Source organism: Leclercia sp. 29361, assembly GCF_011290365.1.
GTDB classification, from domain to species: Bacteria; Pseudomonadota; Gammaproteobacteria; order Enterobacterales; family Enterobacteriaceae; genus Enterobacter; species Enterobacter tamurae.
Window position 1 is genome coordinate 4,806,912 of the sequence record NZ_CP049786.1, and the last position, 12,926, is coordinate 4,819,837.

Annotated in this window: 14 protein-coding genes; 10 read left to right on the forward strand and 4 right to left on the reverse strand. The window is 56.8% G+C overall.

Annotated features, from left to right (window positions below; genetic code table 11):
- Positions 1 to 8 precede the first annotated feature (8 nt).
- The 4 genes from hslV (at position 9) to rraA (ending at position 3,448) form a co-directional block, all read left to right on the forward strand.
- The gene (hslV, locus tag G7090_RS22990) at positions 9 to 539 is read left to right on the forward strand and encodes an ATP-dependent protease subunit HslV (protein ID WP_090465309.1); all 531 of its coding nucleotides are present in this window, start codon (positions 9 to 11) and stop codon (positions 537 to 539) included.
- 9 nt (positions 540 to 548) lie between these two features.
- Positions 549 to 1,880: an HslU--HslV peptidase ATPase subunit gene (hslU, locus tag G7090_RS22995; RefSeq protein WP_106995788.1), complete on the forward strand. Its 1,332-nt coding sequence runs from the start codon at positions 549 to 551 to the stop codon at positions 1,878 to 1,880.
- Between the two features lie 69 nt (positions 1,881 to 1,949).
- A complete protein-coding gene (menA, locus tag G7090_RS23000) occupies positions 1,950 to 2,870 on the forward strand; it encodes a 1,4-dihydroxy-2-naphthoate polyprenyltransferase (RefSeq protein WP_166184833.1) in 921 nt (306 codons plus the stop codon).
- A gap of 92 nt (positions 2,871 to 2,962) precedes the next feature.
- Entirely contained in the window at positions 2,963 to 3,448 is a 486-nt protein-coding gene (gene rraA, locus G7090_RS23005; RefSeq protein ID WP_106995786.1) for a ribonuclease E activity regulator RraA, read from the forward strand.
- 173 nt (positions 3,449 to 3,621) lie between these two features.
- Here rraA and zapB read toward each other — a convergent pair whose 3' ends face one another.
- A complete protein-coding gene (zapB, locus tag G7090_RS23010) occupies positions 3,622 to 3,861 on the reverse strand; it encodes a septal ring assembly protein ZapB (RefSeq protein WP_106995785.1) in 240 nt (79 codons plus the stop codon).
- Positions 3,862 to 4,263: 402 nt separating this feature from the next.
- Here zapB and G7090_RS23015 point away from each other — a divergent pair, with 402 nt between their 5' ends.
- The 4 genes from G7090_RS23015 to fpr all read left to right on the forward strand — a co-directional run bounded on the left by G7090_RS23015 (position 4,264) and on the right by fpr (position 8,627).
- A complete protein-coding gene (locus G7090_RS23015; RefSeq protein WP_106995784.1) occupies positions 4,264 to 5,109 on the forward strand; it encodes an MIP/aquaporin family protein in 846 nt (281 codons plus the stop codon).
- A 21-nt stretch (positions 5,110 to 5,130) separates the two neighbouring features.
- Positions 5,131 to 6,642, forward strand: coding sequence for a glycerol kinase GlpK (glpK, locus tag G7090_RS23020; protein WP_166184836.1), 1,512 nt, complete (start codon positions 5,131 to 5,133; stop codon positions 6,640 to 6,642).
- Between the two features lie 131 nt (positions 6,643 to 6,773).
- Positions 6,774 to 7,784, forward strand: a complete 1,011-nt coding sequence (gene glpX / locus G7090_RS23025) for a class II fructose-bisphosphatase (RefSeq protein ID WP_166184839.1) — start codon at positions 6,774 to 6,776, stop codon at positions 7,782 to 7,784.
- Positions 7,785 to 7,880: 96 nt separating this feature from the next.
- Complete coding sequence (gene fpr / locus G7090_RS23030) at positions 7,881 to 8,627, forward strand: ferredoxin--NADP(+) reductase (RefSeq protein WP_106995781.1); 747 nt, start codon at positions 7,881 to 7,883, stop codon at positions 8,625 to 8,627.
- Here fpr and G7090_RS23035 read toward each other — a convergent pair whose 3' ends face one another.
- On the reverse strand, positions 8,628 to 9,047 hold the full coding sequence (locus G7090_RS23035; RefSeq protein WP_106995780.1) for a DUF805 domain-containing protein: 420 nt from the start codon (positions 9,045 to 9,047) through the stop codon (positions 8,628 to 8,630).
- A 112-nt stretch (positions 9,048 to 9,159) separates the two neighbouring features.
- Here G7090_RS23035 and G7090_RS23040 point away from each other — a divergent pair, with 112 nt between their 5' ends.
- Both G7090_RS23040 and tpiA read left to right on the forward strand, forming a co-directional pair.
- Positions 9,160 to 9,756 (forward strand): DUF1454 family protein, encoded by a 597-nt coding sequence (locus tag G7090_RS23040; protein ID WP_166184843.1) that lies wholly within the window; start codon positions 9,160 to 9,162, stop codon positions 9,754 to 9,756.
- A gap of 110 nt (positions 9,757 to 9,866) precedes the next feature.
- On the forward strand, positions 9,867 to 10,634 hold the full coding sequence (gene tpiA, locus G7090_RS23045; protein WP_166184848.1) for a triose-phosphate isomerase: 768 nt from the start codon (positions 9,867 to 9,869) through the stop codon (positions 10,632 to 10,634).
- A gap of 62 nt (positions 10,635 to 10,696) precedes the next feature.
- Here the strand turns inward: tpiA and G7090_RS23050 are convergent, their stop codons facing one another.
- Both G7090_RS23050 and G7090_RS23055 read right to left on the reverse strand, forming a co-directional pair.
- Entirely contained in the window at positions 10,697 to 12,001 is a 1,305-nt protein-coding gene (locus G7090_RS23050) for an SLC13 family permease (protein WP_166184851.1), read from the reverse strand.
- A gap of 73 nt (positions 12,002 to 12,074) precedes the next feature.
- Positions 12,075 to 12,824, reverse strand: a complete 750-nt coding sequence (locus tag G7090_RS23055) for a CDP-diacylglycerol diphosphatase (RefSeq protein ID WP_166184857.1) — start codon at positions 12,822 to 12,824, stop codon at positions 12,075 to 12,077.
- Between the last annotated feature and the right edge of the window lie 102 nt (positions 12,825 to 12,926).

The window sequence follows — 12,926 nt, forward strand, 5'->3', positions numbered from 1 at the left end:
GTCTGCTCGTGACAACAATAGTAAGTGTACGCCGTAACGGCCAGGTGGTGATTGCCGGTGATGGCCAGGCCACACTGGGTAATACCGTCATGAAAGGCAACGTGAAAAAAGTGCGTCGTCTGTATAACGACAAAGTGATCGCCGGTTTTGCAGGCGGTACTGCTGACGCCTTCACGCTGTTTGAACTGTTTGAACGCAAACTGGAAATGCATCAGGGCCATCTGGTGAAAGCCGCCGTTGAGCTGGCGAAAGACTGGCGTACCGACCGTATGCTGCGCAAGCTTGAAGCGCTGCTGGCGGTGGCCGATGAAAATGCCTCGCTGATCATCACCGGTAACGGTGACGTGGTGCAGCCAGAAAACGATCTGATTGCGATCGGCTCCGGCGGCCCGTACGCCCAGGCCGCTGCGCGCGCGTTACTGGAAAACACCGAGCTGAGCGCTCGTGAAATTGCCGAGAAGGCGTTGGGTATTGCAGGCGATATCTGCATCTACACCAACCACTTCCATACCATCGAAGAATTGAACTCAAAAGCGTAAGGATCTCCCATGTCTGAAATGACCCCACGCGAAATTGTCAGCGAACTGAACAAACACATTATCGGCCAGGATAACGCCAAGCGTTCGGTGGCAATTGCCCTGCGTAACCGCTGGCGTCGTATGCAGCTGGATGAATTGCTGCGCCACGAAGTCACACCGAAAAACATTCTGATGATCGGCCCGACCGGTGTCGGTAAAACCGAGATCGCCCGTCGTCTGGCGAAACTGGCTAATGCGCCGTTCATCAAAGTCGAAGCGACCAAGTTCACCGAAGTAGGTTATGTCGGTAAAGAAGTGGACTCTATCATCCGCGATCTGACCGATTCTGCGATTAAAATGGTGCGCGTCCAGTCCATCGAGAAAAACCGCTATCGCGCCGAAGAGATGGCGGAAGAGCGCATCCTGGATGTGCTGATCCCACCGGCGAAAAATAACTGGGGCCAGAACGAACAACCTGCTGAGCCGTCCGCTGCACGCCAGGCGTTCCGCAAAAAACTGCGTGAAGGCCAGCTGGATGACAAAGAGATTGAGATCGATCTCGCCGCTGCGCCGATGGGCGTGGAAATCATGTCACCTCCGGGCATGGAAGAGATGACCAGCCAGCTGCAGTCCATGTTCCAGAACCTGGGCGGGCAGAAGCAGAAGCCGCGTAAGCTGAAAATCAAAGACGCGATGAAGCTGCTGATTGAAGAAGAAGCGGCGAAACTGGTGAACCCGGAAGAGCTGAAGCAGGACGCCATCGACGCCGTTGAACAGCACGGTATCGTGTTTATCGATGAGATCGATAAAATCTGTAAGCGCGGTGAATCCAACGGTCCGGATGTCTCCCGTGAAGGCGTACAGCGTGACCTGCTGCCGCTGGTTGAAGGCTGCACCGTCTCCACCAAGCATGGCATGGTGAAAACCGACCACATCCTGTTTATCGCTTCTGGTGCATTCCAGGTGGCGAAGCCGTCTGATCTGATCCCGGAGCTGCAGGGTCGTCTGCCAATTCGCGTTGAGCTGCAGGCGCTGACTACCGAAGACTTCGAGCGCATCCTGACCGAGCCAAACGCCTCTATCACCGTGCAGTACAAAGCGCTGATGGCCACTGAAGGCGTGAACATTGAGTTCACCGAAGACGGTATCAAGCGTATCGCCCAGGCGGCATGGCAGGTTAACGAAACCACCGAAAACATCGGTGCGCGTCGTCTGCACACCGTGCTGGAACGCCTGATGGAAGACATCTCTTATGATGCGAGCGACCTGAATGGTCAAAGCATTACCATCGATGCTGACTATGTGAGTAAGCACCTTGATGCTTTAGTAGCAGATGAAGATCTGAGCCGTTTTATCTTATAATCGCGGTCATTGCATTTTCATCACTGATGATGGGGCTGAAAAGCCCCATTTTTATTGGCTAATAATCCTATGACAGAAATCAGCCGTACGCGTGCCTGGCTGGAAAGCCTGCGTCCTAAAACCCTTCCTCTCGCCTTCGCCGCCATTGTGGTGGGTACGGCCCTCGCGTGGTGGCAGGGACATTTCGATCCCCTTGTGGCGGCGCTGGCGCTGATCACCGCCGGGCTACTGCAAATCCTCTCCAATCTTGCCAACGATTATGGCGATGCCGTCAAAGGTAGCGATAAGCCCGACCGTATCGGGCCCTTGCGCGGGATGCAGAAAGGGGTGATCACCCAGGCGCAGATGAAGAAAGCGCTGATTATCACCGTGGTGCTGATTTGTCTTTCCGGGATTGCGCTGGTGCTGGTGGCCTGTAAAACCCCGGCGGATGCGGTTGGCTTCCTGGTGTTGGGTCTGCTGGCGATTATCGCGGCGATCACCTATACCGTCGGCACTCGCCCTTACGGTTACATCGGGCTGGGCGATATTTCGGTGCTGGTATTCTTCGGCTGGCTGAGCGTGATGGGCAGCTGGTATCTGCAGGCGCATACGCTGATCCCTGCTCTGGTCCTGCCGGCCACCGCCTGCGGCATGCTGGCGACGGCGGTGCTGAATATTAACAACCTGCGCGATATCGACAGCGATCGGCTGAACGGGAAAAACACCCTGGCGGTGCGTCTGGGGCCGGTGAATGCGCGCCGCTATCACGCCTGCCTGCTGATGGGCGCCTTGCTCTGTCTGGCGCTGTTTAACCTGATATCGCTGCACAGCGTCTGGGGCTGGCTGTTTGTGCTTGCCACGCCGCTGCTGGTCAAACAGGCGCGTTTCGTCATGCGCGAGCAGAGCGCCTCGGCGATGCCGCCAATGCTGGAACGCACGGTAAAAGGGGCGTTACTGACTAACCTGTTGTTCGTGATTGGGATTGTGCTTAGCCAGACGCTACGTTAGCTGACAAATATCAATTAACAATTGATGATTTTGCCAACAATGCGTTTCGCGCGATATACTGAAATCACTCGCAGCAACTGAACCTTAAGCCTATGAAATACGATACCTCTGAGCTTTGTGACATCTACCAGGAAGATGTTAACGTCGTAGAACCGCTGTTTTCCAACTTTGGAGGACGGTCGTCGTTTGGCGGACAGATCATCACGGTGAAATGTTTTGAGGACAACGGGTTGCTGTACGATCTGTTCGAACAGAACGGCCGTGGTCGCATCCTGCTGATCGACGGCGGCGGCTCCGTGCGTCGCGCATTAATCGATGCAGAACTTGCCCGTCTCGCCACGCAAAACGAATGGGAAGGCATGGTGGTCTATGGCGCGGTGCGCCAGGTAGATGACCTCGAAGAGCTGGACATCGGCATTCAGGCCATTGCCGCTATTCCGGTGGGTGCCGCAGGTGATGGCATTGGCGAAAGCGACGTGCGCGTCAATTTCGGCGGGGTGACGTTCTTCTCCGGCGACCATCTGTATGCCGATAACACCGGCATTATCCTGTCTGAAGATCCGCTGGATATCGAGTAATAAAAAGCCGGGTGGCGGCTTCGCCTTACCCGGCCTACAAATTCTGCTTATTCCCTATAGCTTTCGCGATGTAGCAAGGCGGCAAGCAAATGAATCCCCAGAAACATAGATATCTATGTGACTGGGGTGAATGCGTGCAGCCAACGCCGCTACGACGTGAAAGACGACGGGAACTAGACCTCTTCCATACGTCCCAGCAGAGCATGCAGACGATCCTGCCAGCCAGTCTGCTGTTCGCGCAGGTGGTGGTTTTCACGCTCCAGCTCTTCGCGACCGTGCTGGGCAGTCTGAATTTCCTGCGACAGCGCGTTGTTTTTTTCTTTCAGCTCTTCGATTTCCATCTGCAGCAGGGTGATGGTATCAATCGCCTGCTGTACTTTCGATTCCAGTTTCTCAAACACTTCTAACGACATAATGCTACCTCTCCTGAATTTGCAAGGCGACGCTTGACATAAACGCGCACAACACCTGGTGTCGATTGTATGGAGCCCCGCCCTCCCTGTCCAGCGGCAGACCGCGCAGATTGCGGTTTGCAACACTTTTCAGCCTCCTCCTGGTGCGTTCGCGTCATATACCCCTAAATTGTTAACACTTTAGTTAATGGAATGCTTCGTCCCATCCTGGCCTGTAAACGCTAACGCACACTTAATGGCGCGTTATCGCTCATTTTGTTGACGCGTCACACACATTTTAAGTTCGATATTTCTCGTTTTTGCTCGTTAACGATAAATTAACACTGTGACTACAGGACATCGTGGCGATTGTGACGATTGGCGCGATGACAATAACCATTATTATTCTTTCAGGATCCGATTATGAGTGAAACATCAACCTTAAAAGGCCAGTGCATCGCAGAGTTCCTGGGCACTGGGTTGTTGATTTTCTTTGGCGTAGGATGCGTGGCGGCGCTCAAAGTGGCGGGCGCCAGCTTCGGTCAGTGGGAGATCAGCATCATCTGGGGTCTGGGGGTGGCGATGGCCATCTACCTGACGGCAGGTGTTTCAGGTGCCCATCTCAACCCTGCGGTAACCATCGCGCTGTGGCTGTTTGCCTGCTTCGACAAACGCAAGGTTGTTCCCTTTATTGTGGCGCAGTTTGCCGGTGCCTTTTGCGCCGCAGCGTTAGTTTACGGGCTCTATTACAATCTGTTTGCTGACTTTGAACAGACACACCATATGGTACGCGGCAGCGTCGAGAGCCTTGACCTGGCGGGTATCTTCTCAACCTATCCGAATCCGCACATTAACTTTGTGCAGGCCTTCGCAGTAGAGATGGTGATCACCGCTATTCTGATGGGCGTCATCATGGCGCTGGGTGATGATGGCAACGGCATTCCGCGCGGGCCGCTGGCACCGCTGCTGATCGGTTTACTGATTGCGGTGATCGGTGCGTCAATGGGGCCGCTGACGGGCTTCGCCATGAACCCGGCGCGTGACCTGGGGCCGAAGACCTTTGCCTTCTTCGCGGGCTGGGGCGATGTGGCCTTTACCGGTGCGAAAGATATTCCCTACTTCCTGGTGCCGCTGTTCGGCCCGATCGTTGGGGCATCGCTGGGCGCATTCGGCTATCGTAAGCTAATTGGACGCCATCTGCCGTGCGACACCTGTGTGGTTGAGGAGAAGAAAAGCCTCTCCCCGACTGAATCAAAAGCTTCGCTGTAATCTGACTACGGGACTTATAAAATGACTGACAAAAAATATATCGTTGCGCTCGACCAGGGCACGACCAGCTCCCGCGCTGTCGTTATGGATCATGACGCGAACATCGTCAGCGTGTCACAGCGCGAATTCGAGCAAATCTATCCTAAGCCAGGCTGGGTTGAACACGACCCGATGGAGATCTGGGCATCGCAAAGTTCAACGCTGGTTGAAGTGCTGGCGAAAGCCGATATCAGTTCCGACGAGATTGCGGCAATTGGCATCACCAACCAGCGTGAAACCGCCATTGTCTGGGAACGCGAAACCGGTAAGCCGATTTATAACGCCATCGTCTGGCAGTGCCGCCGTACCGCGGATATCTGCGAGAAACTCAAGCGAGACGGCATGGAAGAGTACGTGCGCAGCGCCACCGGCCTGGTGGTGGACCCGTACTTCTCCGGCACCAAGGTGAAGTGGATCCTTGACCACGTTGAAGGCTCCCGTGAGCGTGCCAAACGCGGCGAACTGCTGTTCGGCACCGTGGACACCTGGCTTATCTGGAAGATGACCCAGGGGCGCGTTCACGTCACTGATTACACCAACGCCTCACGCACCATGCTGTTCAACATCCACGATCTGGACTGGGATGACAAAATGCTGGACGCGCTGGACATCCCGCGCGCCATGCTGCCGCAGGTGCGTAAATCGTCTGAAGTGTACGGCCAGACCAACATCGGCGGTAAAGGCGGCACCCGTATTCCGATTGCCGGGATCGCCGGTGACCAGCAGGCGGCGCTGTTTGGCCAGCTGTGCGTCAAAGAAGGGATGGCGAAAAATACCTACGGCACCGGCTGCTTCATGCTGATGAATACCGGCGAGAAGGCGGTGAAATCAGAGCATGGCCTGCTGACCACCATCGCCTGCGGCCCCCGCGGGGAGGTGAACTACGCTCTCGAAGGCGCGGTATTTATGGCCGGGGCCTCGATTCAGTGGCTGCGCGACGAGATGAAGCTTATCAGCGATGCCTTCGACTCGGAGTATTTCGCCACCAAGGTGAAAGATACTAACGGCGTATATGTGGTGCCGGCCTTTACCGGTCTGGGCGCACCATACTGGGACCCGTATGCCCGCGGGGCGATTTTCGGCCTGACGCGTGGGGTGAACTCTAACCACATCATCCGCGCCACGCTGGAGTCGATTGCCTATCAGACCCGTGACGTACTGGAAGCGATGCAGGCTGACTCCGGCATTCGTCTGCACGCCCTGCGTGTCGACGGCGGCGCGGTGGCTAACAACTTCCTGATGCAGTTCCAGTCTGACATTCTGGGCACCCGCGTGGAGCGCCCGGAAGTGCGTGAAGTCACGGCGCTGGGGGCGGCTTACCTTGCCGGTCTGGCGGTCGGCTTCTGGCAGAACCTGGATGAGCTGCAGGAGAAAGCGGTCATCGAGCGTGAATTCCGCCCGGGCATCGAAACTACCGAGCGCAACTACCGTTACAGCGGCTGGAAGAAAGCCGTGAAACGCGCGCTGGCGTGGGAAGAGCACGACGAGTCCTAATAGTTCCCCTCACCCTAACCCTCTCCCCAAAGGGGAGAGGGAATTGGAACACCCTCGCGGGTCCCCAGCCCGCACCCCACCCCACTCTGTGATAAACTTCGTGCAATTCCTTTTGACCGCACGAGTACCCCATGAAACGTGAACTTGCTATCGAATTTTCCCGCGTGACCGAAGCTGCCGCTCTGGCAGGCTACAAGTGGCTTGGCCGTGGCGACAAAAATATCGCCGACGGTGCCGCCGTCCATGCCATGCGCATTGTGCTTAACCAGGTCAACATCGACGGCACCATCGTGATTGGCGAAGGCGAAATCGACGAAGCACCAATGCTGTTTATCGGTGAGAAAGTCGGAACCGGCAACGGCGACGCGGTGGATATTGCCGTCGACCCGATTGAAGGCACCCGCATGACCGCCATGGGGCAGGCTAACGCCCTGGCCGTGCTGGCCGTCGGCGATAAAGGCACCTTCCTCAATGCGCCTGATATGTATATGGAGAAGCTGATTGTCGGGCCGGGCGCCAAAGGGGTTATCGATCTCAATCTGCCGCTGGCGGATAACCTGCGCAATATCGCCGCCGCGCTCAATAAACCGCTTAGCGAACTGACGGTCACCATCCTGGCAAAACCGCGTCATGATGTAACGATTGCCCACATGCAGCAGCTGGGTGTGCGCGTCTTTGCTATTCCCGATGGTGACGTGGCGGCCTCTATCCTCACCTGCATGCCGGACAGCGAAGTCGACGTGCTGTATGGCATCGGTGGCGCGCCGGAAGGGGTGGTTTCCGCCGCGGTGATCCGTGCTCTCGACGGCGATATGCAGGGGCGTCTGCTGGCCCGTCACGACGTGAAAGGCGACAGCGAAGAGAACCGCCGTATCGGTGAGCAGGAGCTGGCCCGCTGTGCCGCAATGGGCATCGAGGCCAATACCGTGCTGCGTCTCGATGATATGGCGCGCAACGATAACGTCATCTTCTCGGCCACTGGCATCACCAAAGGCGACCTGCTGGACGGCATCACCCGCAAAGGCAATATGGCCACCACCGAAACGCTGCTGATCCGCGGTAAATCACGCACTATTCGCCGCATTCAGTCGATTCACTATCTCGACCGCAAAGATCCCGACGTGCAGACCCACATTCTGTAAAACCATTTGATCAATTGAGCTTTCCGGCCCCCACGGGCTGGAAATCTCCCTCTCAGGTAAGGAAGATAGAACCCGAGATCAGCACAGGAGAACATCATGGCAGACTGGGTAACAGGTAAAGTCAAAAAGGTAGAGTTCTGGACCGATGCGCTATTTAGTCTCACCGTCCATGCGCCCATTCATCCCTTTACGGCCGGGCAATTTGCCAAGCTGGGGCTGGAAATCGACGGCGAACGCGTGCAGCGCGCCTACTCCTATGTCAACGCGCCGGATAACCCGGATCTCGAGTTCTATCTCGTCACCGTCCCTGATGGCAAACTCAGCCCGCGCCTGGCGGCCCTCAAACCAGACGATGAGATCCAGATCGTCAGCGAAGCCGCTGGTTTCTTCGTGCTTGAGGAAGTTCCGGACTGCGACACCCTGTGGATGCTGGCGACCGGTACCGCCATTGGCCCGTATCTGTCGATCCTGCAATACGGGAAAGACCTGGAACGCTTCAAAAACATCGTGCTGGTACATGCCGCGCGCTATGCCGCTGACCTGAGCTATCTGCCACAGATGCTGGAACTGCAGAAGCGCTATGAAGGGAAAGTGAAAATTCAGACGGTGGTGAGCCGCGAAACGGTGCCAGGTTCCCTGACCGGACGCGTACCGGCGCTGATTGAAAACGGTGAACTGGAAGCCGCTGTTGGCCTGCCGATGACCGCCGAGACCAGCCATGTGATGCTGTGCGGCAACCCGCAGATGGTGCGCGACACCCAACAGCTGCTGAAAGAGACCCGGCAGATGACCAAGCATCTACGCCGTCGGCCGGGCCATATGACCGCAGAGCACTACTGGTAATTAACGGTACTTTACGTCGATCGTATCTTTGCCGTATTTGTTCTCGCCCTGGGTGCCCACAAACGCGCCCAGGTCGACAATAATCATCACAAAAATAATAGTCGGGATCAGCCTGCCAACCACCCACGGCAGCATGGAAGGCAGCATCGACCAGTTGCCCGCCAGTAGCATCCACGCCAGCACCACCAGCAGCGCCCACAGCCCCGAGCGACCCCGATCGTGCAGACGTTTCACTAATACCGCTGCGGTCGGCCACAGCAGCGAAACCAGCGCGAATGCCGCCGTCTGGGTATTTAGCCACGCGTTATTGGCAAGAATAAACAGACCCAGCATGGCGACAATCCATACGCCAATCCAGATCCAGAAATCACGGCGTCCAATACGCCCTTTGAATGAAAACAACCACTGCTGTATGGTCATGCCAGGTTCCTTATTATCATTGCGGAGCGTAGTTTACCCTGGAGTCGCATCCTTTTGACAAGCCAGCCAGATATCGTTTTAATCGTCACAGTAACATTCAGAGACTTTATTGATGAAGATGTGGTTTCACCTTATTTGGCTGGGTTTAACACTGTCGTGCGCGAGCGTTTCTCTGCGCGCTGCCGAGACATCCGCACCGGCAACCGCTCCCTACGTGATGCCGGGCGCGCCGTCGTTTGATCAATCCATTAGCCTGTTCCGCGAGGGCTTCAACAGCGATAACCCTACCCTGTCGCTGAATGAGTTTCGCGCCATAGATGGCGCCCGCGATACCCCCAATCTGACCCGCGCCGCCAGCAAAATTAATGAGAATTTGTACGCTTCAACGGCGCTGGAACGCGGAACGCTCAAAATCAAGAGCATGCAGATCACCTGGTTGCCGATCCAGGGGCCTGAGCAGAAAGCCGCCAAAGCCAAAGCGCTGGAGTACATGAGCGCCATTTTACGGGCGTTTACCCCGGCGTTGACCAAATCACAAAGCCAGCAAAAGCTGCAAAAGCTGCTGGCTGCCGGTAAAAACAAACGGTACTACGCCGAAACGGAAGGCGCGGTTCGCTATGTAGTGGCAGATAACGGCGAAAAGGGGCTGACCTTCGCTGTTGAACCGATTAAGCTGGCGTTATCTGAGACCCTCGGCGGGGCGAATTAATGACAAAAAGCAAAGCCTTTCGAGGGAAAATCTCTATACTGATTCACAGACCATGCTGCCCAGCCGGGTGGCCATATTCCTTAATTCGCTCTTGAGCGTGGAGAATTGAAATGCGACATCCTTTAGTGATGGGTAACTGGAAACTGAACGGCAGCCGCCACATGGTAAACGAGCTGGTAGCGAACCTGCGTAAAGAGCTGACTGGCGTGACGGGCTGTGCTGTTGCGATCGCTCCGCCGGACATGTACCTGGATATGGCTAAACATGCCGCTGACGGCAGCCACATCGTTCTGGGTGCACAGAACGTTGACGTAAACCTGTCTGGCGCGTTCACCGGTGAAACTTCCGCTGAAATGCTGAAAGATATCGGCGCGAAATACATCATCATCGGCCACTCTGAGCGTCGTACTTACCACAAAGAGTCCGACGAATTCATCGCTAAAAAATTCGCTGTGCTGAAAGAGCAGGGTCTGATCCCGGTTCTGTGCATCGGTGAAACCGAAGCCGAAAACGAAGCGGGCAAAACTGAAGAAGTCTGCGCACGTCAGATCGACGCCGTGCTGACCACTCAGGGCGCGAGCGCGTTTGAAGGCGCGGTTATTGCTTACGAGCCAGTATGGGCGATCGGTACCGGCAAATCTGCCACCCCAGCGCAGGCTCAGGCAGTACACAAATTCATCCGTGATCACATTGCTAAAGCAGACGCGAAAGTAGCTGAGCAAGTGATCATCCAGTACGGCGGTTCCGTAAACGCAGCGAACGCCGCTGAGCTGTTCACCCAGCCGGACATCGACGGCGCGCTGGTTGGCGGCGCATCCCTGAAAGCAGACGCTTTCGCGGTGATCGTTAAAGCAGCAGAAGCCGCTAAACAGGCGTAATCGCCTTCATCCCTCTCCCCTATGGGGAGAGGGCAAGGGTGAGGGGAACAGACCGCACTTAACTACAATTTCCCCAGAACACTAAACCACAGATAGTCCAGCGGCACCAGCACCAGCCAGGTTGCCACCGCCAGCGCCAGACAGAGCAGCATCCCCGCCCGGGCAGGCACCCTCCCCAGCCCCATCGCCACCACAATCGGTGACGCCTGATACGGCAGCAGCGGCGTGGAGTACCCCAGTACTTGAATCATAATTACCGATAATAACGGGAAGCCGGTGGCGTCCGAGAAGCTTTGCGCCAGGGTAGTGTACAGCGCCGGAACCCCGTTGGCGGTCATAATGAAATTCAGCGCGGTGGTAATGCCGGTCAGCGCGAGGAAACTGGTGAACGGCGCATCGGCATCCAGCGGCATCACCCGCATCAGCGCCTCGCCCACCGCACTGCCGATCCCGGTCTGTGTTACGGTGATCGCCAGTCCGAGGATGCCCGCCACGTAAATACAGGTGCGCATGTTCACCCCGGCCGAGAACTCCTCCCCGGTGATAAAACCGATCCGCGGCAGCATCACCACCAGCGACGCCGCAAGCCCGGTCCACGCTGGACCAATCCCGTGCCAACTCTCCGTTACCCACATCACCAGCACCACCGCCAGCAGCCAGGCGAGACGCTTTTCATCGCGACCCATGGGCGCCGGCGGCGTCAGATCCTTCACCGGTTTTGGGGCGCCAGGGAACAGCCAGCAGATCAGGCCGATCAGAATCAGGCCCTTAAGAATGCCCAGCACCGGCGTGTGCAGCAGCAGGTATGGGACATAGTTGAGATGAATACCATACGAGCCTTCCGCCGCCCCGCTCATCACCAGGTTGGGCACGTTGGCCGGGAGGATAGTGGCCGACAGCTGGAAGGTGCCAAAGCCCACCGCCAGCGCCAGACCAAACCACGCCCGGGAGCCGTCGGCTATGCCGGCCCGCTTCGCCATCGCCGCCACAATCGGCATCAGCAGCGCGATGCGCCCCATGTTAGAGGGCATTACAAATGCCAGCGCATAGGTGAGCAACACCACGCTGGCTACCATCAGCGGCCAGGAGTCGGTGAGCCTGGACGACAGCGCCCGCGCCGCCCTGTCCGCCAGCCCGGTTTTGCGGATCGCCACCCCCAGCACAAATCCGCTGAACACCAGCCAGAATGCCGACGAGGCAAAGCCGCCGAAGATCACCTCCGGCGGCGCAATTTTAGCGATCATCGCCGCGGTAAAGAACAGCAGCGCGGTGAGAAATTCCGGCAGCAGGGAGGTTGCCCACAGGATGATGGTGACGACGATAATCAGCGAGGGCAGAAACAGCGGGTGAGTGAACCAGAGCGACATGCCTGTCTCCTGTAGAATTTTTCAGCAAGTCTACGGCGGCAGGCTGCGGGAGTAAACGCTATTTATGGTGGGGTCACTGCAGGATATCGCATTGATGATCCTGCAATTCCTCAGCCGAGGCGAGGTTAAACGTCAGCAGATTGCGCTCGGTTGCCAGCAGGATAAACGACCCATCCGCCTGCTGGGCCATCGCCATACCGTAGCGCCCCATATGCTTGCGCGCATCAGGAACCTCTTCGGCCAGCATCATGAATGGGCTGCGTTTCACCAGCTCCGCTTCCGTTACCCGACGCGCCAGATACTCGTGCCCTTCCAGCCCGCCGGGGAACGGCAGCCATTGGGTACTGATTTTCCCCTGATTAACATTGAGCTTCTCGCGCACGTCCGGGCGCAGGCAGGAGATATGGATATGAAAATGATTTTGCGTGCGCCCGATCCGCGAATTAATGGCCAGCGATACCGCGCTGTTGGGTATCTCCGCGCCGTGCTTCAGACGCATAAAACTGCGCGCCTGCCATGCCAGCCAGAAGAAATTGGGGGTCTGCGCCTTCGTCAGCAGGGGGCTTTCGCTGCCATTGATCCGGTACGTTGGCATCAGCAGATACTGCAGCGGGCCGTTGCGATCCTTGAAGACCACGTAGCCTGCATCCGGCTTTACCTGGGCACAGGGGGCGGGATTGCGGTGTTGCAGCTGTCCGGGCAGACACTGGTCGAGAACAATATGGCGTAACGCATCAGGATGACCGGCGGTCTTGAGCCAGACACCGACGATGACACTCGTCACCACCACCAGCGCCAGGAGGAGTAAAACGGCTTTTTTCATGACGCGTTCCCTGTTTTCGGTTGAACCAAAAGAGTAACGCACTTTAATGACAAACAAAAAAGCCCGACAGTATGATTCTGCCGGGCTTTCAAACGCTATGGA

Excerpts from the sequence above, each read along its gene's own strand:
- hslU (WP_106995788.1), top strand. The coding sequence starts at position 549 with ATGTCTGAAATGACCCCACGCGAAATTGTCAGCGAACTGAACAAACAC.
- menA (WP_166184833.1), top strand. The coding sequence starts at position 1,950 with ATGACAGAAATCAGCCGTACGCGTGCCTGGCTGGAAAGCCTGCGTCCT.
- rraA (WP_106995786.1), top strand. The coding sequence starts at position 2,963 with ATGAAATACGATACCTCTGAGCTTTGTGACATCTACCAGGAAGATGTT.
- zapB (WP_106995785.1), bottom strand. The coding sequence starts at position 3,861 with ATGTCGTTAGAAGTGTTTGAGAAACTGGAATCGAAAGTACAGCAGGCG.
- G7090_RS23015 (WP_106995784.1), top strand. The coding sequence starts at position 4,264 with ATGAGTGAAACATCAACCTTAAAAGGCCAGTGCATCGCAGAGTTCCTG.
- glpK (WP_166184836.1), top strand. The coding sequence starts at position 5,131 with ATGACTGACAAAAAATATATCGTTGCGCTCGACCAGGGCACGACCAGC.
- glpX (WP_166184839.1), top strand. The coding sequence starts at position 6,774 with ATGAAACGTGAACTTGCTATCGAATTTTCCCGCGTGACCGAAGCTGCC.
- fpr (WP_106995781.1), top strand. The coding sequence starts at position 7,881 with ATGGCAGACTGGGTAACAGGTAAAGTCAAAAAGGTAGAGTTCTGGACC.
- G7090_RS23035 (WP_106995780.1), bottom strand. The coding sequence starts at position 9,047 with ATGACCATACAGCAGTGGTTGTTTTCATTCAAAGGGCGTATTGGACGC.
- G7090_RS23040 (WP_166184843.1), top strand. The coding sequence starts at position 9,160 with ATGAAGATGTGGTTTCACCTTATTTGGCTGGGTTTAACACTGTCGTGC.
- tpiA (WP_166184848.1), top strand. The coding sequence starts at position 9,867 with ATGCGACATCCTTTAGTGATGGGTAACTGGAAACTGAACGGCAGCCGC.
- G7090_RS23050 (WP_166184851.1), bottom strand. The coding sequence starts at position 12,001 with ATGTCGCTCTGGTTCACTCACCCGCTGTTTCTGCCCTCGCTGATTATC.
- G7090_RS23055 (WP_166184857.1), bottom strand. The coding sequence starts at position 12,824 with ATGAAAAAAGCCGTTTTACTCCTCCTGGCGCTGGTGGTGGTGACGAGT.